Source organism: Lentibacillus kapialis, assembly GCF_014646635.1.
Classification (GTDB): domain Bacteria; phylum Bacillota; class Bacilli; order Bacillales; family Amphibacillaceae; genus Lentibacillus; species Lentibacillus kapialis.
In genome coordinates, this window is record NZ_BMNQ01000013.1 from 1 (window position 1) to 25,564 (window position 25,564).

At 43.3% G+C, this 25,564-nt stretch carries 19 protein-coding genes; 6 read left to right on the plus strand and 13 right to left on the minus strand.

Going from position 1 to position 25,564, the window contains the following annotated elements; translation table 11 throughout:
- Window positions 1-723: 723 nt before the first annotated feature.
- From addA to IEW67_RS06820, 4 genes are all read right to left on the minus strand, one after another.
- Complete coding sequence (addA, locus tag IEW67_RS06805; RefSeq protein WP_188632311.1) at window positions 724-4,443, minus strand: helicase-exonuclease AddAB subunit AddA; 3,720 nt, start codon at window positions 4,441-4,443, stop codon at window positions 724-726.
- Complete coding sequence (gene addB, locus IEW67_RS06810; RefSeq protein ID WP_188632356.1) at window positions 4,440-7,931, minus strand: helicase-exonuclease AddAB subunit AddB; 3,492 nt, start codon at window positions 7,929-7,931, stop codon at window positions 4,440-4,442. The genes addA and addB overlap by 4 nt, the downstream gene beginning before the upstream one ends.
- 561 nt (window positions 7,932-8,492) lie before the next feature.
- Window positions 8,493-9,041, minus strand: coding sequence for a signal peptidase I (gene lepB / locus IEW67_RS06815; protein ID WP_188632312.1), 549 nt, complete (start codon window positions 9,039-9,041; stop codon window positions 8,493-8,495).
- Between the two features lie 70 nt (window positions 9,042-9,111).
- The gene (locus IEW67_RS06820) at window positions 9,112-9,774 is read right to left on the minus strand and encodes a TVP38/TMEM64 family protein (RefSeq protein WP_188632313.1); all 663 of its coding nucleotides are present in this window, start codon (window positions 9,772-9,774) and stop codon (window positions 9,112-9,114) included.
- A 255-nt stretch (window positions 9,775-10,029) separates the two neighbouring features.
- Between IEW67_RS06820 and IEW67_RS06825 the strand changes: the two genes are divergently transcribed.
- Window positions 10,030-10,419: a YhjD family protein gene (locus IEW67_RS06825; RefSeq protein ID WP_188632314.1), complete on the plus strand. Its 390-nt coding sequence runs from the start codon at window positions 10,030-10,032 to the stop codon at window positions 10,417-10,419.
- On the opposite strand, the gene IEW67_RS06830 is transcribed toward IEW67_RS06825, so the two are convergent.
- The 4 genes from IEW67_RS06830 to IEW67_RS06845 form a co-directional block, all read right to left on the minus strand.
- The gene (locus IEW67_RS06830) at window positions 10,367-10,888 is read right to left on the minus strand and encodes a competence protein ComK (protein ID WP_188632315.1); all 522 of its coding nucleotides are present in this window, start codon (window positions 10,886-10,888) and stop codon (window positions 10,367-10,369) included. The two genes, IEW67_RS06825 and IEW67_RS06830, sit on opposite strands and share 53 nt — an antisense overlap.
- A 273-nt stretch (window positions 10,889-11,161) precedes the next feature.
- The gene (locus IEW67_RS06835; RefSeq protein WP_188632316.1) at window positions 11,162-12,700 is read right to left on the minus strand and encodes a fatty acid--CoA ligase family protein; all 1,539 of its coding nucleotides are present in this window, start codon (window positions 12,698-12,700) and stop codon (window positions 11,162-11,164) included.
- A gap of 139 nt (window positions 12,701-12,839) precedes the next feature.
- Window positions 12,840-13,835 (minus strand): lipoate--protein ligase, encoded by a 996-nt coding sequence (gene lplA, locus IEW67_RS06840; protein WP_188632317.1) that lies wholly within the window; start codon window positions 13,833-13,835, stop codon window positions 12,840-12,842.
- Between the two features lie 71 nt (window positions 13,836-13,906).
- Window positions 13,907-14,641 (minus strand): MBL fold metallo-hydrolase, encoded by a 735-nt coding sequence (locus IEW67_RS06845; protein WP_188632318.1) that lies wholly within the window; start codon window positions 14,639-14,641, stop codon window positions 13,907-13,909.
- A gap of 102 nt (window positions 14,642-14,743) precedes the next feature.
- Here IEW67_RS06845 and yhfH point away from each other — a divergent pair, with 102 nt between their 5' ends.
- The 4 genes from yhfH (at window position 14,744) to IEW67_RS06865 (ending at window position 18,701) form a co-directional block, all read left to right on the plus strand.
- Window positions 14,744-14,872: a protein YhfH gene (gene yhfH / locus IEW67_RS06850; RefSeq protein WP_188632319.1), complete on the plus strand. Its 129-nt coding sequence runs from the start codon at window positions 14,744-14,746 to the stop codon at window positions 14,870-14,872.
- Window positions 14,873-15,223: 351 nt separating this feature from the next.
- The gene (pepF, locus tag IEW67_RS06855) at window positions 15,224-17,035 is read left to right on the plus strand and encodes an oligoendopeptidase F (protein WP_188632320.1); all 1,812 of its coding nucleotides are present in this window, start codon (window positions 15,224-15,226) and stop codon (window positions 17,033-17,035) included.
- A 169-nt stretch (window positions 17,036-17,204) separates the two neighbouring features.
- The gene (locus IEW67_RS06860) at window positions 17,205-17,567 is read left to right on the plus strand and encodes a hypothetical protein (RefSeq protein WP_188632321.1); all 363 of its coding nucleotides are present in this window, start codon (window positions 17,205-17,207) and stop codon (window positions 17,565-17,567) included.
- Between the two features lie 156 nt (window positions 17,568-17,723).
- Window positions 17,724-18,701: a nuclease-related domain-containing protein gene (locus IEW67_RS06865; RefSeq protein WP_229671692.1), complete on the plus strand. Its 978-nt coding sequence runs from the start codon at window positions 17,724-17,726 to the stop codon at window positions 18,699-18,701.
- Window positions 18,702-18,769: 68 nt separating this feature from the next.
- Here the strand turns inward: IEW67_RS06865 and IEW67_RS06870 are convergent, their stop codons facing one another.
- The 5 genes from IEW67_RS06870 to IEW67_RS06890 form a co-directional block, all read right to left on the minus strand.
- Window positions 18,770-19,012 carry a hypothetical protein gene (locus tag IEW67_RS06870; RefSeq protein WP_188632323.1) on the minus strand — a complete coding sequence of 81 codons (243 nt, stop codon included), beginning with the start codon at window positions 19,010-19,012 and terminating at the stop codon, window positions 18,770-18,772.
- A gap of 164 nt (window positions 19,013-19,176) precedes the next feature.
- A complete protein-coding gene (gene hemY, locus IEW67_RS06875; protein WP_188632324.1) occupies window positions 19,177-20,583 on the minus strand; it encodes a protoporphyrinogen oxidase in 1,407 nt (468 codons plus the stop codon).
- On the minus strand, window positions 20,580-21,518 hold the full coding sequence (gene hemH / locus IEW67_RS06880; RefSeq protein ID WP_188632325.1) for a ferrochelatase: 939 nt from the start codon (window positions 21,516-21,518) through the stop codon (window positions 20,580-20,582). Before hemH ends, hemY begins: the two co-directional genes overlap by 4 nt.
- 24 nt (window positions 21,519-21,542) lie before the next feature.
- Entirely contained in the window at window positions 21,543-22,577 is a 1,035-nt protein-coding gene (gene hemE / locus IEW67_RS06885) for a uroporphyrinogen decarboxylase (RefSeq protein ID WP_188632326.1), read from the minus strand.
- 145 nt (window positions 22,578-22,722) lie between these two features.
- On the minus strand, window positions 22,723-24,852 hold the full coding sequence (locus IEW67_RS06890; protein WP_188632327.1) for a transglycosylase domain-containing protein: 2,130 nt from the start codon (window positions 24,850-24,852) through the stop codon (window positions 22,723-22,725).
- Window positions 24,853-25,052: 200 nt separating this feature from the next.
- On the opposite strand from IEW67_RS06890, the gene IEW67_RS06895 reads away from it, so the two are divergent.
- Window positions 25,053-25,553 (plus strand): antibiotic biosynthesis monooxygenase family protein, encoded by a 501-nt coding sequence (locus tag IEW67_RS06895; RefSeq protein WP_188632328.1) that lies wholly within the window; start codon window positions 25,053-25,055, stop codon window positions 25,551-25,553.
- The last annotated feature ends 11 nt before the right edge of the window (window positions 25,554-25,564 follow it).

Genomic DNA, 25,564 nt, shown 5'->3' on the forward strand with positions numbered 1-25,564 from the left:
CAGCATTAGTGCTAGAGCCGGACGTGGCAATATTCGACGAAGTATCAATAGGGCTAAAAATTATATACTTTCTGATCTTTCTAGAAAAACTCGGCATTCGCCTCGCCTTATAGCGAATGCCGAAGCTTTTCTTATAAGGTCATCCATCATTTATACTTTCTGACGTTATAAAAAAATTGTTATTTAAGTGCGTGTTCAAAAATGAGGATAAAAAGGACCAAGAAGTTCGAGACGGCGCAGTTTCGAGCAGCGGAATGTATGCCTTTAGATACATGAGCGGCGGAGAAACAAGCCAACGAAGAAATTCGAAGTGTCATGTTTACCGGACTTTTTGAACAACCTCTTTAACTTTACAGTTGATATAAATCACAACATAACTTTAAACAGAAGTCAGTACGTCTTCTACCGCTCCGGAAATACACTCCGCTAAGTTTTGTTCACAGAATATTTATGAATCAAACTATTTTAAGCCGGATAAAACTGGATTTCTTAAACATCAAGTCTAACAGCTGGAATATGCAAGACCCCAACATAGTGTTGATTGGAGCGGAGGGCAGGAGACTTCTGCGGGAAAAGCAACAGCTGAAGACACCGCAGGAAGAAGTTTTCTTGAGGCTGAAGCGTTGCCCGCGGAAAGCGACTGTCCGAAGCGGAAATCAACCCTGTCACTACGTCGCAGTTTATGGATTTAACGTTAAAAACAACAAGTGTTAAGAAAACAGCCTATATTTTTAATTCCAGTTGTCTTGAAAAGAAATACAAGTGTGCCGTTTTCACGGGTTCTTTCCATATTTGTTCCAGAGCCTGTTTATAAAGCTTCATTTGCACCTCATAACGCTGCAACAGATTATCTTTTATACGATCATTCACGTCATCTGTAATCGTATCTGTCTTATAATCCAGTATAATCCAACCATCATCCACGGGTACGACACAATCGATAACCCCCTGAATCAATACGTGTTCGTCAGTTTCATCCGCCCAATTGGCGTAGACTTCATTTGCGGGCAATGTCAATGTGAATGGCACCTCGCGATAGATAACCGGTGCGTCCATAACCAGTTGGCCGATATACGTTTCAAAAAATGCCGCAACAGCTTGAATATCGATGGCTTCTGCTTCTTTATCTGTTAGCATCTCCCGTTGAACCAACGACTCGACAAACGCCACAATCTCATCAGGCTGCATCGATTTCCCCAGTGGTATATGCTGCATTACGGTATGCATCGCAGTTCCACGCTCGGCAGCGGTTATGGTCTGATCCTTTTGCATAAATACCGGGCGTTTGACAATCGGCGCCTGGAACTTCTGGACGAGCTGATCACTGCTGTATTCATCCTTTAGTTCGCGCTGCCGTTTGATTTCGGTAACGGTTTGCTTTGCGCGGTAATGTGCAGCTTGTTCATAAGGATACGTATACGACAGCCGGTTATCAACAGCTTGCTCGTACACATTTTGATCAACATTTAGCGTTTCCCAATTTACAATATTTTTTTTCAGTTCAGTAGCTTCAGCAGTTTTTTCCTCATCCATATTGGCTAAGGAACTTCCGTGCACAATGGAGACATTCCACTCAGACGGGTCCACCCGGATCGTCTCAAGCACCTGATCAGACACATCCATTGTCCGCAAAACATCATTCGTCTGGTGGCGGATTAATGCAGGTCCAATCCAGTCCAGGTATGTTTTCGCCTGAATACGATAATGTGCGGGCAAAATCCAGTCGGAATGATCAATTATCTGTTCCCATGTCTCCTGCTTTTTAGCGAATGATGCAACATTGCCGACCATCAGCAGTTTTTCTTTAGCCCGGGTCAACGCAACATATAAAACACGCATTTCTTCAGCCAACGTCTCTCGCAATTTCGCCTGTTTTAGAGCATGATAGAACAACGTGGGATATGTGATGCGTTTAGTCGGGTCAATGTATTTGCTGGCAAAGCCAAGGTCTTTATGCAGCAAATACCGCTGGTTCAAATCCTGCATGTTAAACTGTTTATCCATGGCACCAAGAATGACAACCGGAAATTCAAGCCCTTTACTTTTGTGAATGGTCATAATACGGACGACATCTTCCTGTTCACTGAGAGCACGGGCAGCCCCCAGATCATCACCGCGCTCTTCCATCCGTTCAATAAACCGCAAAAATCTGAATAAGCCACGGAATGACGTTGTTTCGTAGCCTCTTGCCCGGTCATAAAGCGCCCTCAGATTAGCTTGCCGCTGCCGACCTCCCGGCATACCGCCGACAAAATCATAATAACCTGTTTCCCGATAAATCTGCCAGATCAGCTCTGATAAAGCTCCCTGACGTGATGCAAGCCGGTATTTTTTCAACTTTTCCATAAAGCTGGCCACTTTCACAGCTGTATCACCTGTATTCTTCTGATGAAAAGCTGTCAGCGCATCATAGTAAGTACCGCGCTTATCAGCCAGCCGGATCTGTCCAAGCTCTTCCTCATTCAGCCCGCCAATTGGCGACTTCAGAACTGAAGCAAGCGGTATATCCTGCCTTGGATTGTCAATCACCTTCAAAAGATTCAGCATGATTTTTACTTCGATCGCTTCAAAATATCCAGTTGAAAGCTCGGCATAGACTGGAATACCTTGTTTTTTCAATTCATCCACAATCGTGGGCGCCCATGTCATAGACCTGAGCAGAATAACCATATCCCGGTACTGGACATCCCGTTGTGCATCTGTTGTTTTATCATAGACTTTCATTGGATCCTTATCTTTTTGCCCAATCCAAGTTTTAATTTTCCAAGCATAGGCACGTGCTTCAAGTTGAGCCTTTTCCAAATCCTGATAGTCTTCCTCTTCCATGGTTACGTCTTCTTTTTCCTCCGGTGATTCGCGGTCAATCATGATAAGTTCCGGCTCTGGCTCTGAATGAGGCATGTCATCGTACATGTTATTGGCATAAATCAGTTCGGCGTCCGGTTCATAATCAATCTCACCCAATGATTCATCCAAAACCTGTCTGAAGATATAATTGGTGCCCGACAGAACATGTTCCCTGCTTCGGAAATTGCTTGCCAGGTCAATCCGCTTTGCTGACAATGTATTATCAGCGAACCGTTTGTACTTATCGATGAAAAGGGATGGTTCAGCATGACGGAACCGGTAGATGCTCTGTTTGACATCCCCCACCATAAACATATTCCCAGGCCCTTTTTGATCGCTTATCAGTGACAATATTGTCTCTTGGACAAGATTAGTATCCTGGTATTCATCAACCAACAATTCCGAAAATTGCTCCCTTAAGCTAACAGCTACATTGGATGGTTTAATATCCCCGGGGTTTGAAGTGCTGTCCATTAACAGCTGCAAAGCGTCATGTTCAAGATCGGAGAAGTCAACTATTGCCCGCTCGCGTTTTTGTTCGGTAAACCGGATTTTAAATTGTTTAACCAGTTCAGTCAATTGCCTGATCACTGGCGCCAGTTCCTGCATGTCGGCAACATGACCGGCCAGATCCCGGCTGAACCACCTGTCTTTCATACCGTTCCAGCGTTTTTTATAATTGTCACGCAGTTTCTTCACTTTCTCTTTTTTCGTTTCATCACAATCGGCTTTCTTTCCAGATAATCGTGCAAATGAACTGGAAACCATTAACGGCTGTAATGCCTCCCATGAAGCAAGATTCCCTTCAGCCTCCTGCAAATTCGCCAGGTCGGATTCGATTGTCTCGGCATAATGATAAGGACCATCACTTTCACGGGTAAGATCCATTGCCAAATGCATCTCTTGGTTGATCGCTTCAAATTCGTTTCTGACTTCCTTTTTGATGATTGAAAGCCAGTTTAAGTCATCTTCCCGCCAATCTTCAGGAATATCATAAACGTCTGCCAGTCCATCAAGCCACTGATCCGGCCAGGGATTCTGCATAGCAAATGTGTATAAATCAAGGACGAGGCTCTCCACATCCGTATCACTGCGGTCATTGGAAAAACGATCAACTACCGCAAAAAAGTTTTGCTGATCTTCCCCTTCTTTTCCATACCAGTCTTCAAACAAATCATCTATGACTTCCTGTTTTATTAAATCTGCTTCCATATCATCAGCGATCCGAAAAGCAGGATCAATATCGAGCAAATACGCGTATTGCCTGACAATATCAAGACAGAAGGAATGAAGCGTCGAAATGGATGCGCGCTGAAGCAATGACAATTGTTTTTTCAAATGGCTGGATCCCGGGTCATCTGCCAACGCTTTTTCCAAAGCCAGTCCGACCCTGTTGCGCATCTCCTGTGCTGCCGCATTTGTAAATGTAACAACAAGCAGTGAGTCAATATCGATCGGGTTTTCCTCCCGCAGCAATTTCTGTATGATCCGTTCTACAAGCACAGCCGTTTTTCCCGAGCCAGCGGCTGCAGCAACAAGCACGTCACTTCCATCCGTATAAATCGCTTCTTCCTGTTCCCTTGTCCAAACCATCATGACCCTTCCTTTCCATGGAGCTTCTGTAGAATGTCATCATCTTTCATATCTGTCAGCTTACGATAGTTATTTTCCTCCAGAATCGGGTCAAACTGACAAACGGACAGAAATGGGCAGTAGGTGCATGCGACCTGCTGTTTATACTGATACGGATTTAAGTGAACACCTCCTGATGTCATATCAATCCCTGCCTGCGTCATCAAGTGATGGATATGATTTTGCAGGCTGTGGAATGTTTCATGGTCAGCAACTTTCGAACCACTGTAGAAATCGCCATTCTTTTTAACACCCGCCGGAATGATTTGACTTCTTCCCGAGTCGAGCGTCGTATCCATCATTTTAACGATTTGTTCATCCGACAGAAGCAACCCCTGCATTTTATACTTTTTAAATAACTCTTTTTCAATGTCATCATCGGACATGTTCATGCTGCTTGACACCATAGGATTATGAACATGGAAGTAAAGGACACCGGCCGGTGATGCCTTAACCCCAAGCCATTGTTCCGACTGAGAGAGTACGACATCCAGATACGTCAGCATCTGCAGGGCCAAACCGTAATAAACTTCAATCAGGTTTAACCCTTTTTCGCTTGATTTGTAATCAATAATTCGCAAAAATAAACCTTCTGCACTCTCAGCCTTATCAACACGGTCAATCCGTCCGCGCAGCATTAATTCAAAACCGTTCGAAAGCGGCAGTGTCATCGGATTAAGTTTCTCATTATCCCCAAAGCCAAGTTCAAGCCCAACCGGGGAAAAGTCACTTTGGCGAGCCTGTTCACTCAAGATATAAGTTGCGCGTGTGATAACATCCTGCAATTTTTGCTGAATATATTGATAGCGGTTTGAGCTATGCAAGATCTGATGTTGCAGTACAGGCGCAAGTTTCTCAACAGCCTGCTGTGCATAGCCGGCACTTTCCTTTTGGGTTAATTGTGAAAAGTCTCTATTTGAGTCCTGTATCCACTCGGTGATTTTTTTCAGTGCTTCATGAAATAGCTGACCAATATCAGGCGCGTCAAGTTTATATGTCTTCCGTTCCCGCAATTGCAGGCTGTACTGGGCAAAATGTTGATATGAACAGCGATAATACGTCTCGAGTCGTGACACACTGGCCTTTACCTGTTTTGGGTACAGTTGTTCAGTCGTCTGCTGTGATAAATCTACCGGCTGATTTTGATAATACAAACTTTGCAGAATCATGTACGTCGTCCCATCTTTTGGATGGTTTCGTATGTACCAATTCAAAACATGCCACCAGACGTCTTTGACTGGGTATCCTTTCCGGCTGCGAGCAAGCTGAGCCGTCAATGCTGCTCTTGTTTTAATCGGTGTGGTGATAAACCGTTCCGCATCCGCCAATTCTTCAGGATCTTGTAACAGCAGATGGTCACAGCAGGCAGGAAACAGATCCTCCACACGCTTAACCATTTGTGATGGAACTTTTGTCTTGCCTTCCTCATCACTAAGCGGATAACTGATCCATAAATAATCATGAGCTGATGTAAATGCCAGATACATATAAAACCAGTCATCCAGCAGTTTTTGTGTGCTGCTTTCCGCCAATTCCATACCGTGTTCTGCCAGAAGATGGCGTTCCTGTTCATTAATTAGCCCATCCTCTGCCTGTTTCATCGGCCATACGCCGTCATTAACACCGAGCAGAAAGGAACATTTTACATCGCTTATCCGTGAACGATCAATCGTACCAACAATAACATGATCAATACTTGGTGGAACATGAGCAAATGACAGTGACTCAAAGCCTGCCTCGATTGCAGCACGGAATGTTTCCATCGTCATCGTCTCATCACCGGCCATTTCAACCATTTCATCCAACAGCTGAATGACAGCATTCCATACTTGTTCTTGTTCACGCGCCTTTTCTATTTGACCTTCTGCATCAAAAGTTTCCCGCATTTTTTCGAGCCTGCCGGGTACATCAAGCTCCTCCAGCAGCAAATAAATGACTTCACACCGTTTTCGTACCGTCTTTGCTTTTCGGATATCGTTATCAAATACCTGTAAAGCGCGGGCCACCTGATCCCTGTAAGCATTGATCCGCTGCTGTGTCCTTTTTTCTTCATCCGTCTGTGGCGATTGGTCAAATCCAAGAAATCGCTGAAAGACCCATTCATGATCAGCGAACCACTGTTCACGCGAGCGGACACCATACTCCAGCACATAATTTTCCAGTTCATCGATCGCATCGTCACTCAGCGGATAGTTGGTATCAACAGATGGGATAAATCCTGTTTTTAACACTCGGAAAACAGCATCATATCGCCAATTCCCTGCAGCAATATCCATAACGGAACGAAGAAATTCTACTAGTGAGTGATTCAGCATGCTTCGTTTTTCATCGATAAAAACAGGGATGTCATGATCCTCAAAAATCGTATCAATCAAATCATGGTAAACATCGGTTTGACGAATAAACACTGCTATATCTTTAAAACGGTAATGTTCTTCTCTGACAAGACGGAGAATCTCCTGAGCGGCCCCTTCAACTTCTGCACGCGGATGCACCGCCTCAGCAATCTGAATGGGAACTTCACCGTCATATGCAGGAGCAGGCCTGTGGTCAAAATAGCGTTCCAAATGAGCAAAATATCCTCGATCCTTTAACCTTCCATCTTCCTGACCCAACAGAACCGGTTCATTGATTGGAATACGATTCTCCTGTGCAAGTGTCCGCAATGTTTGATAGGTCTCTTTTGTCTGATAAAACAAATCCAGTTCAGAAAGATTGTCCTGATTTGGCATCTCTGCTGTCAATGCCACCGTCACTGAATGGCACTTTTTCATTAGGGCTTCTATAACAAGCAATTCCTTCGGCGAAAACCGGTGGAATCCGTCAAGATAAATGTCAGCATTCTCGAGTAATGGCGCCGCTGGTATTTTATCAGCCAACAGCTGCAGCTGATCCTCACTATCAATATATTTATCCTCCATGGCACGCATCAGGTTTTCATAGATATATGCCAAATCGTTAAGCTTGCCCGCTAATGCTGCCTCGCCAGGTTCCTTATGGACAAACTTCTCCATCTGTTCCATCTGCAAATCCAGCATTTCCGGTGTGATCCGATAGCGTTTGAATTCAGTAATCATACTCTCAAGCTGTTCCAGAAAACCTTGTTTCTCCAAAGCCTTCTGAAATATATCCCATTCATTTTCTTTTTCTGCAATAATTTTACGGAGCATCATCTGGGTTCCGACTGAACTGATGAACTGTTTGGTGCTGCCGCCGGTTTCCTGCAGAACGCGCCATGCCAGACGTGAAAAACTGACTACCTGAGCGCGTATGCTTCCTTTAATGGCTTCATCCTGAAATAAAGTATATTCCTGCTGAAACGTCATTTGATCAGGTACAATATAAAAAATTGGCGAGCCTTGCGGATTTTTGGCTAGTTGTTGTCGAATATCATTTAAAATCCATTCACCTTTACCGGTTCCGGCTCTTCCTAATAAAAATCGGATTCCCATCATTCCGCCCCCCGTAAATACATTCTTGAAAAGATTGTTTAAAAAGTCCGGTAAAGTGACACATCAGTGTTTCCCGTTAACGCATTTTTCCACTACTCCTGTATCTCAGGTCCGTTCATCCCGCCCGCTAAAACCACGCCGTCTTGTGCTCCTTTGAACTAACATTAGAAAACTTGGCTTATCGCCAAGCTTTAATGGCGAAAGCCTTAGTTGCACTTATGCAGTAAGAAATAATTTATACTTTCTTAACTGCTTAGAAAACTTGGCATTGGCCTCGTCTTATAGCGAATGCCGAAGCTTTTGTAGTGGGTGCAGACATTCATTTTCATGGTAGATGGTGGCTACGAGAAGGCGTAGCCATGTTCGTTTCTTATAAGATCATCCATCATTTATACTTTCTGACGTTAAAATAAAACCTGCCTCTTATTTTAACAAAGAAACAGGTTTCAGACACTTTCTAAGCGTAAGTTTTTATTCCATTAATCTGTTACGCCCCTTAAATGTTCGACTCGTTCAACCGACACTCAGTTGGTAAAAGCGCTCATTGAATGAAGTTCTCTTTTATCCGAAACTTAGTTTCATTTCTGAGAATGGCCAGTATTTGACATCTACCTTTCCGACTATCGTTTCGGCATTAATGAATCCTATTTTTCGGCTATCGAGACTTTCGCCCCGGTTATCTCCCATCACGAACAACTTTCCTTCCGGTACTTCCGTCTTTCCAGTGACACCTTCCAATGTGAAATCTTCCGTATACGGTGTATCGTCACTCATTTTTCGAAATGACTCTAAAAATGGTTCGGCTGCATATTCACCATTAATGTATAATTTATCATCCTTGTAAACAATTTCATCACCAGGAAGCCCGATGACGCGTTTGACATAATCATCCTGTTCATCCGCATGAAATACAATAACATCAAAACGTTCAATATCTGTCAGATTATAAACCACTTTATTGACCATTAGCAGATTGCCGTCATATAATGTCGGCTCCATTGATTCGCCATTGACAATATAGCTTGCAAACAAGTTAGACCGGAAAATAATAGCCAGAGCCAACGCCACCAGGATAATCGGCATTATTTTACGAAAATATTTCTTATTCATCTCAGTTTCCTCCAGGGTATTATGACTAGTCTCTTGGCGACCTTCACCTATGCTAGTCTTCCCTGTTTATTCACTTTTTAACCTGCTCACGCCCGGAATTTTCTGTTATAACCGTCTTCCGATGCAGACGTCTTTCAATATATTTGCCAAACAGCCAAAACAATACAATACATATTCCGACAACAATTGTTCTAACCGGATTCTTGGCAAATTCAAAGATACTTGAGCCGACAAAGGCTATAGAAAAAATCATGACTGACTTCCCCATAAAAACTGCCAGAACAAATTGCTGTATACTTATTTTTGAAAGACCCGCCACCACATTGATGACCGATGAAGGAGAAAATGGAAAACACATCAACAGAAAGAGCGGGCCAAACCCATGCCGTTCCACCCAAGTGGTCACACGGATCACCTGTTTATTACGGCGCAACGCAATAAAAAGCCGTTTATCCCCCAGCTTGCGTATCAATACAAATACGAGCACCGATCCAACGCTGGCTCCAATCCATGAAAATATGAATCCCTTCCATAAACCATATGCTGCTGAATTAGCAAGTACAAAAACAACTAAAGGCAAAAATGGCAAGAAGGCTTCAACAAATGGTAAGAGGATTCCCGGCAAAGGCCCCAAGCTTTCATATTCATTTAACAGATGGATTATAAGTTCATCGAGCTTGTCTTTTTCAAGCCAGATCTTCCAGTCCATAATGCTGACGTTTAACAAATACATGTGAGCTCCCCTTAATGTGAAACGGCTTCTTCGTCTATTTTCCAGTATAACTGATTTTGTTTAAATTTATCCGTCATCGTATAGTTCGTAACAGCCATTGTCGAAAAAGTTCCCTTTGACAGGGCCTTTGACCAGACTGCATTTACCTCTTTCTTTCCATTTTACCTTATATAAAATTTTATAGTATATTTTTTGTTCATTTTATCATATAATATAAATGAAATAGAACTAACGTTCGATGACGGAGGAGATAACGTGCGCTATCTGAATGACGAAGAACTGCAGCTTGCTTCACGCTTCCTGTTCCTTTCAATGGCGATGGTGGTTATTCAACAGGATCTTCACAACATCCGGCACGGCACATTTAAAATAAAAGAGCCTTACACAGATCTTCTGGAAAAAATGAATACCGAAGCTGCAAATGAACGAAGGGAACTCCAAAAGATGATGCAGGATAAAAAAATTCGAGTCGTTGCACTGAATAAAAATGACTCCTTTTCATCCTATTTATTTCTTTGCAGGGGACGCGAAGAGAAGCGTAATTACTTTAACCCGGCAATTCGCAAAAAAGTGGAGACGATCATACAGGAGCTTATACAAAAGGCTCCGGCGCTTTATCAGCAGCATGATTCTGCAGATATTTAATACGATTGTCCAGCAAGTACCGGTATTGTGCCGTCCGCTGCACCTGATTGAGCATTGAACCGAATGAAATATCAAGAAGAATGGATTTTTGATTCCTGAAAATCACCTCTGTCTGCTTTCCCGGGCCCTGATTTATCCGATCAATATGAGAATGGGCGATCCATGAACATTTTGGGCTGGTTGGCGATGCCGTAGGGAAAAAATACATGCCACTGGTCGGATCAATCGAGATGGGAGCTTTATGGGTAATACCACAGATCCCCCTCGTGCCGTCTTGTCTGCCACGCAGGCTCGATCCAAAAAACTTACATGCATGATTAATCATTTTACTTGGGGGATGGGGGACAGAATATTCTTCCTGCTCTTCCAAAACCAGTGTACGGGTGCTCCCGTTTTCATCCTGCTGTGCAATAACCGCCATTGTGAGGGGAGTCATTTCATGTGGTGAAGAATAAAAATTATCAATCATTCTTTTTCATCCTTTCATGTAACATGAAAAGAAAGAGGTATATCTATAATTTACCAATTTGAACTAAAAAAGGCAATATAAAATTCATTTTTTTCTTAAAATTAAAGCTAAAAGCAGAAAAAGTGTCACATATTCCATTCATCCTACCTAAACGGACTCCCACTTCATGATTTAAGCGAACCTGGTCAGATAGACAATGGGGTCACCATTCCGTATAATCTGATTTTGTTAAACTAACATTCAGCAGGTGGCCTGCTGAATGTTAGCTTCACTTTAGTGTGCTGTTCGTTCACGCAGGTTCTTCCGCAATATTTTTCCTGTCGTGTTCTTCGGCAGTTCGTCCATAAATTCTATTTTCGACGGAACTTTATATTTTGCCAGATGTGCCCTGCAGAATTCCAATAACGTTGTTTTATCCAACGAAGAGTCGTTTGTTACAATAAAAGCAAGAACAGACTCACCTGATTCCGGATGCGGCGTTCCAATGACAGCTGCTTCGGCTACCCCGGGGTGATCATAAAGCACTTCCTCCACCTCGCGCGGATATACATTATAGCCGCCCACCAGAATCATATCTTTTTTGCGGTCGACAATATAAAAGTACCCTTCTTCATCCATTCGTGCCATGTCACCGGTATAAAGCCAGCCATCCTTTAAAGCTGTTGCTGTTTCTTCCTCCAGTTTGTAGTAACCCTTCATAACATTCGGTCCATGAACAATCAATTCCCCCACTTCACCGGTCGGCAATTCCTCACCAAATTCGTCAACAACTTTGTTTTTCACGTGAAGGATACTGGTTCCAATTGAACCCGGCTTACGCGGACGATCAAGCGGGTTAAAACATGTAACCGGTGAGGACTCCGACAGCCCGTATCCTTCAGAAACCTTGACATCAAAGGCCTCTTCAAAACCTTTCAGCAATGAAACCGGCATTGCCGATCCCCCTGAAATACACAAACGGATACCAGAAAAGTCGTCTTGACTGTTTTCGGCACTTTGCAGCAGATAATTGTACATAGTCGGGACACCTGCGAAAACAGTCGCTTCATGGACGCGCGCAACCCGAAATACTTCCTGCGGCGAGAATTTCGGCATAATTAAAACCGTTCCGCCGTTCATCAGCGGAGCATTAAGTGCAACCGTCAGACAGAAAACATGAAACATCGGCAATGCAGCGATCACCCGGTCTTCTCCGCCAATGGTTAAGTAATCCGCTACGTCTTTCGCATTCGAGTAAATATTCTTATGGGAAAGCATGGCGCCCTTTGGTTTACCTGTCGTTCCGGATGTATATAGAATAAGCGCCGTATCCTCATCAGTTGTTCCCGGGTCATCAAACCCCAGGCTGCCTTCCTCCACCATTTGCGTAAACGATTTCATTTTTGCTGCTAGCGGACTTTTGTCGTGTGCTGACTCGGTACCGCTGTTACATAATATGTAGTGTTGGACATCCGGAAGCTGATCGGCAATCGGTTCAAACTTTTCCAATAACACATCCATTGTGATGATTGCTTTCACATCCCCATTCCGCAATATGTAAGACATTTCATGCGGTGTGTACAATGGATTGACCGGAATAACGACAGCCCCCATACGTAATGCACCGTATAATCCAATGATATAATATGGGCTATTTCCGACGACAAGGGCTATATGGTCCCCTTTCTTATAGCCGAGCTGTTGCAGTCTGGAAGCAAACTTCGTCACAGCGCCTTCAAGCTCTAAATAGCTTATTTCCTGATCCTGAAATATATAGGCTGTTTTGCGACGATTCTTTCTTGCGGTCACGGTTAATTGTTCGGTTATGTTCACAATTCCTTCCCCCTTTAATTGAATGAATAATCATTCATTTTATTGTAAAACAGGATTAACGGAATTTCAAATGAGAGCGATTTCCCATATAGGAATAGAAAAACCGGCCTATATATGATAGAACCGGCCTTACATTGTATTAATACAGCAGTTTTATAAACTCATTTTTTGGAATTTTGCCAAGATAATGTGGAACATCGACATCTGCCAAGGCCTCCTGAATCGCTTCTCGCTCATGGCGTATGCCTGTCAGTGCATCTTCCAGATCTTTGATTTCGCCCAATCCAAAGAAATCTCCGTAAATTTTGCAGTTATCAACCACACCGTTTTTAACATCAAGCCTAACGTCAACCAGACCCGCATCAAATTTATGCGATGACTGCACGTTGAATTTTGGAGACCTGCCAAAATTCCACTCCCATTTTTGGTAACGATTTTCGGAAATCTTATGGATTTCTTCCCAATCGGCATCAGTCAATTTATATTGTGGCACATCTTTAATATCTTCCACGTCAAAAACATATTTCAGAATCATATCTTTGAACTCATCCATCGAAATCGTTTCATCAAGATACTCAGAAATATTGGCAACACGGCTGCGAATTGATTTGATACCTTTTGACTCTATTTTTTCTTTATTAACATTCAATGCGGATACGACATTTTCAATTTCCGAGTCAAGCATCAATGTCCCATGGCTGAACATACGCCCTTTTGTTGAAAACATTGCATTCCCGGAAATTTTACGGCCTTCAACAGCCAAATCATTGCGCCCTTTCATTTCAGCGGGCACTCCCAGCTTATTCAGTGCATCAACAATAGGCTGAGTGAATTTCGCAAAGTCCTGGAAACTCTCCCCGTCATCTTTTGTGATAAAACTGAAATTCAGGTTCTGCTGATCGTGGTAGACCGCCCCACCGCCGGACAGACGGCGGACAACTTTAATACCGTTATTGTCCACGTATTCGGTGTTGATTTCTTCAACTGAATTCTGATTCCGGCCGACTATGATCGAAGGATTATTAATATAGAATAATAAATATGTATCCTTTTCCCCGAATTTCTGCAATATATACTCTTCAATTGCCAGATTTATAGCCGGATCAGTAATACCCTGATTATCAATGAATTTCATAACTCATTCCTCCCTTGTCATTCCAAAGTCCTGCTATTTAGTCTAATAAAAATATCGGTTTCAGGCAAAAGTTAAGACTTTTCCCACACCAGGCCTTCAGCTGCTATTTCAATACTTCCGTTAAAATATTGTTTTGCTTCTTTAACCAGATCATTGTTGTCACGGTATTGCGGCAGATGGCTGAGAATCAGCTTTCCCACATTAGCTTTTTGAGCGATCAAGGCCCCCTCTTTACTTGTCATATGTCCTGCAGATGCGCCATCCTGATCTTCATAAAAATTGCAGTCCGTGATCAGAAAATCGGCATCTTGGGCAAATTCATACCATTCTTCCTTAAAAGCGGTATCAGCGGTATAGACCAATGTCGTATCCCCATTGGTGATCCGCATGCCGAAACAAGCCACAGGGTGATCCGTTTTTAAAAATGTGATGGAAAACGGACCCACTTCCAATGTCTGGGACGGGTCATATGCAATGCCTTCTGTATTTTTATGTGTTAGTGACTTAAAACCTTCTTCATCTTCCGCATGCGCATATATCGGCAGAATTTCATTGCTCTGGTGAATATAGGACTGGATAAGCCATGCATGTTGCAAAACACCGATATCACCAATATGATCATGATGATAATGGGACAGGATAACTGCATCCAAATCCATGACATGTTTTGTTTTTTGCAGTTTGGATAATGAACCGCTGCCGACATCAATTAATAACGTAAAATCATCCTGTTCAAGCATATATGCTGACGTTGCCCCATCCGGCGCAGGATACCCGCCCCAATAGCCTACAATTGTTAATTCCATAAAAAAATCACCTCAAATTTAAAATTTGTTGTAACACAGCATTGACATAATGCATACTGTTATAATACAATAAGTTTACCAACTCAAAAGGGGATGTTTAACATGATGAACGTTATTGAGTTTTTCAGGAATCTGCCGCGTAAAAAGTGCCGCAACTGCGGTCATGAGATGTATGAAAAAGCCGACTGCTACGGCAATCTTTGCGACGAATGTGATCACCCTGCGAGATAGAACGTCTAATATCATTCAGTGGAATGGTTTCACTGGATGATGCTGTACAATAACTCACTTTATTTTACCGTACCATACAGTGCCGCTCCATTGATACAGCTGTTTTAATACAGTTGTATTTTTTTGTAACATCAGACAGTACGAATTATGGATGACCTTATAAGATAAGCTTCAGCACACGCTATAAGGTGAGGCGAATGCTGATTTTTTTAATCTTAATTAAGTATTCACTATAACATGGGAACTTATCCCGTGATTTTTTTCATAGAAATGCCGAAAACGATGTTATTTCGCTGATTTTTAATTTATAATTTATTGGAGAATCGAAATAACCTGGAAGGGAGTATTGTTATGACCACCCAAACGAAACGCCTGACGCGATCTGAAGTACCTGAAGAACAGACATGGGACTTAACTGATCTATTTGCTTCCCATGAAGATTGGGAACATGAATTGAGGGCAGTTCAGGCAAACGTCAGTGATGTCACCCAATATAAAGGGAACTTGGCAACAAGCGCCAAAAATCTGCTTAATGGACTAAAAGCAAAGAGTCATTTTGAAAAACGCCTGATCCATATTGCAACATACGCCAATCTGAAATCGAGTGCCGATGGGACTGACCCGCAAAACCAGGCAGATTCCGCCAAAGTATCATCTGTCCTGGCCGCAATCGGTGCGAAATTATCATTTGTCAAAAATGAACTGCTGCAATTAACGGATGATGTGATTGAAGAATTCATAAATGAGGAACCAGAGCTTGAAACATACCGAAAAATGCTAGATGACGTCCTGGATGATAAACCGTTCACACTGGCACCTGAAATTGAAGAAACGCTTGCAGCACTTGATGACGTACATAGTGCACCATTCATGATCTATGAACGGAGCAAATCCTCTGATATGCAGTTTGATCCCATAAACGACAGTGATGGCAATAAGCTGCCAATGTCAGCAGCTCTTTTTGAAGACAGCTATGAATTAGCCCCTGATACGGAGACACGCAGGAATGCGTATGATTCATTCATTAAAACACTTGATCAGTACAAGAATACGTATGCGGCGACATATGCTACCGAAGTGACAAAACAGGTTACCATGTCCCGCCTGCGCACCTATGATTCGGTGACCGATATGCTGCTCCACTCACAGCAAGTAACCAAAGAAATGTATCATAATCAACTCGGTGTCATCCAAGAGGAATTAGCACCGCATATGCGCCGGTATGCAAGGTTGAAAAAGGAAAAACTGGGGCTGGAGGAAATGCGCTATGCCGATTTAAAAGCACCGCTTGATCCGGAGTTTGATCCGGAAACAACGTACGAAAAAGCAGCAGATACGATCCGTGAAGCGCTTCAGATTATGGGACCGGAATACAGCGACATCATACAGGAAGCCATTCGCAATCGCTGGGTTGATCGTGCGGACAATATCGGTAAACAAAGCGGAGCATTTTGTGCATCGCCCTATGGGGTTCATCCGTACATTTTAATAACATGGACTAACACGATGCGGGGAGCCTTTATCCTGGCACATGAACTTGGCCATGCCGGGCATTTTTATCTTGCCGGAAAAAATCGGGCACTTGTAAACACCAGTCCGTCCACTTATTTCGTCGAGGCACCATCAACTTTGAACGAATTGCTGCTTGCTGATCATATGATGGCCAATACCGACGACAAGCGAATGAAACGCTGGGTCATCAGTTCACTGCTTGAAACCTATTATCATAATTTCGTGACCCATCTACTGGAAGGTGAATTCCAGCGCCGGGTTTACTCCCTGGCTGAAGAAGGAACACCGCTGACAGCAACCGTATTATCCGAACAGAAAAAGGAAGCCATTCAACACTTCTGGGGAGATGCTGTGGCAGTTGATGACGGCGCCGGTCTGATGTGGATGCGCCAGCCGCATTATTATATGGGCTTATATCCATATACCTACTCAGCAGGGCTGACGATTTCAACTGCTGTAGCCGGAATGATCCGTAAAGAAGGACAGCCCGCTGTCGACCGCTGGCTATCTGTATTGAAGGCTGGTGGAACGATGAAACCCCTTGACCTGGCCAAAAAAGCGGGTATCGATATGTCACAGCCCGATGCTATCCAAGAAGCAGTTGCCTACGTTGGCGAACTCGTCGATGAATTGGAAAAAAGTTATGATTGATATTTAAGTTCTGTGCTCCGATTTCGGGTCGGAGCACTTTTATTTGCTGATAATCCAGATCTTCTGCCGATGTTCGGGCGCTTCTGCTGATGTTCGTGTTCTTCTGCCGATGTTTCCGCGCTTCTGCTGATGTTTCCTGCTCTTCTGCTGATGTTCGGCGCTTCTGCCGATGTTCGTGTTCTTCTGCCGATGTTTCCGCGCTTCTGCTGATGTCCGGGCGCTTCCGCCGATGTTCGTGTTCTTCTGCCGATGTTTCCGCGCTTCTGCTGATGTCCGGGCGCTTCCGCCGATGTTCGTGTTCTTCTGCCGATGTCCGGGCGCTTCTGCCGATATTCGTGTTCTTCTGCCGATGTTCGTGTTCTTCTGCCGATGTTTCCGCTCTTCTGCTGATGTTCGGGCGCTTCTGCTGATGTTTCCCGCTCTTCTGCTGATGTCCGGGCGCTTCTGCCGATGTTCGGGCGCTTCTGCTGATGTTCCCCGCGTTTCTGCTGATGTTCCCCGCGCTTCTGCCGATGTTTTTCCTAAATTATAAATCCTTCACGTTTAGCAAAAATTCCACTATCTTTTTGCAGGAAATGACAAACTTTTGTAGAATATATAGCTAATAACAAAAAGGAGTGATTCAAATTTGACCGCGACTATTATCAAATACCGAAAAAAGTCACATGCATTATTAAGTTATGAAGCATTGTTTCGGAGAATTATAAAAGAATACCTACGAAAAGAGTCAATTATTGCTTATAAACGGGAAAAAGCAGGTTATGATGGCGAACGGAATGTTGACTACAAACTTTCTACGTACCCACATAAGGATTTTTTCGTTTTTCAAGGCATCCGATTAGTAAATCCTCCATTTCACTTTCAAATTGACACGCTTATTCTTACAAATAGATTTTTTTGTATTCTTGAAGTAAAAAATAAACAAGGAATATTTAAATATGATTCAAGACAGCAGCAATTAACTCAGGAAATCAATGGAGAGGTAAACTCCTTCAAGGATCCAATTTTGCAGGCAGAAGCACAAAAAACACATCTAACATCCTGGCTGGAGCGTCATGGTATTTTTAGTATTCCGATTGAAACCCTTGTTGTCATCGCTTATCCCTCAACCATTATTGAAAATGTAACAAAAGATCCGGATGTTTATAATAAAATCATTCACAACGAAAGTCTGCACCAGCGTTTAGATCAATTAAACGCTAAGTATACGAATGAGATGCTTACAAATCCTCGTTTGAAAAAATTGTGCCAAACTTTATTGCACGAAGATATCCCGCTAAAAGCTAACATATTGCAAGAGCATCCTTTGACGAATGAGCATCTGATAAAAGGAATCACATGTGAAAAATGCTCTCAGCATCCTATGAAGCGATTATATAAAAAATGGCAATGTCCAAACTGTTGTGCTGCATCCTTTAATGCTCATGAACAAATTATATTGGACCATTTTCTCCTTCATGGGACTACAATCACAAATAAAGAATGCCGGGAACTATTACAGATAAACTCACCTCGAACGGCACGAACCATTTTAACTAATATGGGGCTCCAATTCTCTGGTAAAAATAGTGCCAGAAAATACTATTCCCCGAGGATTAATGATTTCCCGCAAAATTCTATATTTCCATTTCATCAAAGCTCCAAAAAAATGCCGGATTCTTACTGAAAAAAGCAATCTATAAGCATATAATCGATTATTTTTTGTACTGATTTCGACTGCTGATATTAGAATTTTTAAACCGAGTTGTCTGCGTTCTTCTGCTGATGTTCGTGTTCTTCTGCTGATGTCCGGGCGCTTCTGCCGATGTTCGTGTTCTTCTGCTGATGTCCGGGCGCTTCTGCTGATGTTTCCCGCTCTTCTGCTGATGTCCGGGCGCTTCTGCTGATGTTTCCGCGCTTCTGCTGATGTCCGGGCGCTTCTGCTGATGTCCGGGCGCTTCTGCTAATGTCCGTGTTCTTCTGCCCATATACGCTCATATGTTCAGATCACGTCCTTACACCAACCACTTAGAAAACTCGGCATTCGCCTCGCCTTATAGCGAATGCCGGAGCGTTTCTTATAAGGTCACCCATAATTTATACTTTCTGACCTTATAAACAAAAATCGGCACCAAACATACAGTTTGATGCCGATCTCAAAACTAGCCACGCAAATATGCCAGTACATCAGCGACCGCTTTTTCCCCCTGACTGATACAGTCCGGGATGCCGACACCTTCATACGAACTGCCGGCTAAAAAAATACCCGGGAGCTTTTGCTGCATATTTTGCCGTACATTGGCAATCCGCTCAGTATGCCCCACAGCATACTGCGGCATAGCATTTTTCCAGCGGCTGATAACACTGAATTCAGGCTCCGCTGTTATACTCATGGTTTTGCTCAAATCGTTTTGAACAATATCAGTAATTTCATCATCTGATAAATCAACAACAGACTGATCACTTCGCCCACCGACATAGCAGCGGACGAGTGCCTTGCCTTCTGGTGCAGCATTCGGCCATTTCTTATGTGTCCAGGTACATGCCGTGATTCTGAAATCACTGTTGCGCGATACGACAAATCCGGTTCCGTCGATATCCTGTTTAATCGCTGATGCATCAAAGGCCATAGTGACATTAGCAACAGAGGTTGCCGGAATATCCCTGAGTTCATCGAAAATATCATACTGGCTGAATAACTTCGGCAATGTATCATGCGGGGTTGCCATTACAACCGCGTCCGCTTTGTAAACCTCGCCATTGCTTAATAAAACATGGTAACCGTGCTCTTTCTTCTCAACGTGGTCAATGCCGGCGCCAAGTGACACGATATCTCCCAGTGTTTCCTCAAGGCTTTCAACCAAAGTTTCCATTCCATTTTCAAATGAGTAAAACATACCCTGCTTTTTCCCGGTTGATTTTCCTTGACTTTTTTTATCCGGCATGGTTTTCTGCAAGCCTTTGAGCAGACTGCGATGTTTCTGTTCAAGCTGATAAAAATTCGGGAATGTTGCCATGATGCTCATATCATCAAGGTCTCCAGCGTAGATTCCTGACAAAAGTGGCTCAATTAAATTCTCAACCAGCTCATTACCGAAACGCCGGCGAAAAAAGCCTCCCAGGGACTGATCACCTGTTTTCCCTTTCGACAACACCAGATCCATCCCGGCGCGAAGTTTTCCCGTGGCTGAAAAAATCCCCGATGATAAAAATGGCCGGACGTTGACAGGCACCCCCATATAAGAACCTTTTGGTATTTTATGCAATTTGTTATGAACCAGAACATAGGATTGTCCAGTACCATTTCGGACCAGCTGGTCACTTAACCCAAGTTCCCGCACTAGTTTAATACCAGGCTGTTTACGCGACAAAAATGAATCCGGCCCCTGCTCAATAACAAATCCATTGCGTCTGGTTGTTTTAATTTTACCACCAAGCCGGTTTCCCGCTTCGACAAGCTTCACTTCATACGGCAAGTCTTTTTCGTTAATCTCTTTTTGCAAATAGTAGGCAGCGGACAAGCCTGTTATGCCCCCGCCTGCTATCAGTATCTTTTTCATATTATTCATTGTACTTCACGCTTCACTTTTTTCATGACAACATCAGCAAGTGTGGCAATGAACTGTGGATGGGCGTTTGGCATTTCCGGGCGATGATAATTTGCCCCAAGTTCATCACAGACCACCTTGCACTCGTAGTCATTGTCATATAATACTTCCAGATGATCGGCAATAAAGCCCACCGGCGCGTAAACAAAGGAACGATAACCTTTCTGTTCATACAGATCTCGTGTCAAATCCTGCACATCCGGTCCGAGCCACGGATCAGGGGTATTCCCTTCACTTTGCCAGCCGATCGCGTAATGTTTAATACCGGTCGCCTCAGAAATCAGACGGGCTGTTTCTTTCAGCTGATCCGGATATGGATCGCCGTCTTGCAAAATTTTTTCCGGGAGACTGTGTGCCGAAACAACGAGAACAGCTTTTTTCTGCTCTTCCGCGGACATGTCATCATAAACGGTAGTGATTTGATCAGACCAATATTTGATGAACCCCGGCTCATTATACCAGCTTTCAACAGACTCAATTGAGATGCCATATTTTGCAGCTGTGTCGTTGGCACGTTTATTATACGATTTGACACTGAACGTGGAATAATGCGGTGCCAGCACAATTGAAACAGCTTCTTCAATGCCATCATCAGCCATTTTCTGAACTGCGTCTTCAATGAACGGATGGATGTGCTTCAGACCAATATAGGCTCTAAATTCAACATCATCCTGTTGTGCATTCAATTTTTCCTCCAGTGCTTTGGTCTGTTCTTCCGTGATTCTTGCAAGTGGGGAAATGCCGCCGATTGCTTTATAGCGGTCTTTCAAATCCTGCAATGCTTCTTCAGATGGCCTTTTTCCGTGGCGAATATCAGTGTAATACGGTTCAATGTCTTCTTCCTTGTAAGGCGTTCCGTATGCCATCACCAGCAATCCTAATTTTTTCTTTCCCATTTGTAACACCTCATCAGTTTCAATTTATCGCTTGGAATACGTATGAATAAGCTCGGTCAATTTTTTAAGTGTTTCCGGTTTTATGTCCGGCGTTACACCGTGACCAAGATTAAACACGTGTCCCCCCTGCTCCATACTCTCGTCCAAAATAGCTTTTGTTTTCATCTCAATCATCTCCCAGTCTGCAAGCAATACTGTCGGATCAAGATTGCCCTGCAATATCTTTGTGACTCCCATTTGCCTTGCTTCAAAAATAGAGGTACGCCAGTCAAGACCGATGACATCAACGGGTAAATCATTCCATTCCAGCAGTAGATGCCGGGCTCCAACACCAAACACGATCAATGGCACATTTTCTGGTCGGAGTTCTGAGAAAATCCGGTTCATGATCGGCTTGATATAATAACGGTAATCTTCAACATTCAAAGCGCCAACCCATGAATCAAAAATTTGAACAGCGAGGGCGCCAGCTTGAATTTGAGCCTTTACATAAGCAACTGTCATATCCCCCAGTTTATCCATCAAGGCAAACCAAGCTTCCGGCTGACTGTACATGAATGCTTTGGTTTTACTGTAATTTTTGGATGGTCCGCCTTCAATCATATAGCTGGCCAATGTGAACGGGGCCCCGCTGAAGCCGATTAACGGCACATCCAGCTGTTCTTTTGTTAAAAGACGGATTGTATCAAGTACATACGGCACATCTGCTTCCGGATTAATCATACCCAGCCGTTCTATATCCTGAACACTCATGATCGGGTTATCAATCACCGGCCCGACACCTTTTTTAATTTCCACATCTACACCAAGTGATGGCAAGGGTGACATGATGTCCTTATATAAAATAGCAGCATCCACGCCGTAGTGTTCTACTGGAAGACGTGTCACATAGGCACACAACTCCGGCTGATGCGTAATTTCAAATAAGGAGTATTTTTCCTTCAGTTTGCGGTATTCTTCCTGCGACCTTCCTGCCTGACGCATATACCATGCAGGTGTATAATCCGTCTTTTCTCCGTTGTATGCTTTTAAGATTGTATCATTAAATGTATTCGTCACTTACTTCACCCTTTTTCATTACGTAAGCACAATTGCCTAACTTTAACTATAGCGATTTTTCGTTTCATTGTATAGAAAACACCGGTGATTGTCATCAATTTGTCTAAATTAGAACTCACTCACACCCTTACTGTCAGCATGACCATCACCTGGATAATTCAACCGTGTTTGATTTCTGCCCCTCCATTTTGGTCAACGGATCATACGGCACGACATAATACCGTGATGAGCCGAAAATTTGGAAACGTTTAACCGTATATTCATTAGTACCTTCGACTTCACCAATCCGTTCGTCCATACCCTCCTTTTCCTGGTAAATATGATAAACAATTCGTTCATCTTCAGATTTTGTCCATTCGAGACTACCACTAAATAAGGAGAAACCGCCAAGCGAATAATTGCCATGCAATGTAATGTCTTCCGGCAAATCAATTGGTTTCGGCAACGCTGCTACATTGTCCGGCTTTGTAAAGGAAGCAGCCAGATCTTTTCCGCTATCAATTTCTGTTAAAATATCTTTCGTCAACTTAGTCGGCATCTCACTTCCCGCTGTCAAGTAATGATTTTCATCAGACGTATCGTATCCCATCCAGGCTGCACTGACATATTCCGGTGTGTATCCGACAAACCATGCATCCTTCACCGCCCCTTCAACATGCGGGTGCTGGGTCGAACCGGTTTTGCCGGCCAATGCATGTGAATACGCACCCGCCTGGCCGGTTCCATCTGTGACAACGCCGGATAATATCTCAGTCATGTTCCAGGCTACTTGCGGGCTGAACACTTCAGTCGTTTTCGCTTCTGCCTGATGAATAATTTCACCTTCCTTATTAATAATCCGGTCAATAGCAAGCGCTTCGATTGTTTCTCCCCCATGTGCAAATGCCCGGTAGCTTTGTGCCATTTGTAAAGGGGTCACACCTTCTGATAAGCCTCCCAGCGCAATAGCCAATCCCTTATCATCAATCGGCATGTCCAATTTAGTCAAATACTCCTTCGCATAAGAAACGCCTATTTCATTTAACAGCCATACAGACGGCGCATTTTTCGATTTAACCAGTGCTTCATAAACTGAAACAGCACCAGCATAACGGTTATCATAATTCGTAGCCGTATAGCCGTCTATTTCCATTTTTTGATCAGGAATCAACGTATACGGCTGATAAGTCTCCTGCATCATGGCAGGTCCATAAACAGCGATTGGTTTCATAGTCGACCCCGGCTGTCGATTCAGCGTCACTCGGTTCAAATTGCCTATTTTGTAATCCCTGCCTCCGATGGCAGCTGCAATTTTTCCCGAATTCTGTTCAAGCATCACGAATGCGCCTTCAGCCTCGTCAGTATTTCCCGGGAAATACGACCCATTCCGAAATTTTTCGCTCGCAGCCTGCTGGATCTCAGGGTCGATGTTAGCAACGATATCATAGCCGCCCCGCTGCAATTCTTCTGTCGAGAGCTGATATTCATCTGCCGCTTCTTTTATGACAAGGTCGATATAGCTTGCGGCCCACGGCTTTGGCTTATATTCCTGCACATCCAGTCCAAGTGGATTGCTTTGCGCTTTCAGACGCTGCTCGGTTGAAATAACACCCAGCCCCTCCATTGCCTGCAAAACAATATCCCGTCGATCCTCCGCTTTTTCAGGATGGTCAATTGGAGAATAACCGTTCGGCGCTTTCGCCATCCCTGCCAGCATGGCTCCCTCTGTTAAAGATAATGCCTTAGCAGATTTATTAAAAAAGTGCCGGGATGCCATTTCAACACCGTACACACCTTCACCAAAATAGATTTCGTTTAAATACAATTCCAGAATGTCTTTTTTGGTTAAGGTACGTTCCAAGTGAATGGCCGCCATCACCTCTTTGGTTTTGCGCAGCCATGTTTTATCATTGGTCAGAAACAAATTTTTCGCGAGCTGCTGGGTGATCGTGCTGGCACCTTCCACCTTTGCCATTGCCACAATATCCCGATAAACAGCACGGGCAACTGAAAAGAAGTCAACTCCCGAATGTTCATAAAAACGCTTGTCCTCCACAGCTATAAATGCTTTTTGAACATGTTCAGGAATGCTATCAAGCGAAACAGGTATCCTATTTTCTTCATATAACTTACCAATGGTCACTCCATCATTTGTTTCAATCGTCGTTGTGGCATCAAGAATCATGTCTTCCTCATCTGCAACCAGCCGGCCTCCAAATATAATGACAACATAGCCGATAATGGCAAGTCCCAGAATGAAAGTTAATGACAGCAACAGCCATTTTAACTTTTTCATCTTATGTGAATTCACCTCGAAATCAGTATACGACAATTTCTGCAATGACGAAAGAATTGTACTTACTATTAATTGATAATTATTGTAATCTGATATTTTTTAGCTGTATGCAAGAACCTGTCTAAAAGTACAAGGACTAACCTATAAATAAAGCGGGTATGGTAAAATAGTGACACAAAATTTGTTAGGGGGTTGCGAAAATGAATGTGTTTATGACAAAAGGAACATTCGACTTTTTGAAAAAGCTACCGGAAAAACATACGACCATTGACTTTTACTTTATGCGTGAAAGCGGCAGTACGTTAGTTTATTACGAAAATGAGGAAAAAAATATCTTTGCTTCAGGCAAAGAATATGAAACGGTTTCCCAAAGCGGTACTTTACACGAAAGCGGTTATGTTGTCATGAACAATATTCCGGTAGCCGATGATGGCATGGCAACATTTGAAGACAAATTCAAACAAAACCAGCAAAGTGTGGCATCCATGCCCGGTTTTCAAGCGTTCCGATTACTCCGGCCTAAAAAAGGCAACACTTATGTTGTCATGACACAGTGGAGGTCGGAAACTGATTTTGAAAACTGGAAGAACTCAGATCAATTTAAACAGGCACACAAAGACGGCGGTGACGTTAAACCACCCGCATACTTTCTGGACAGACCATTTGTAACAACGTATCACATGGTTGATATGGATGAATGAGGAGTGAGCTT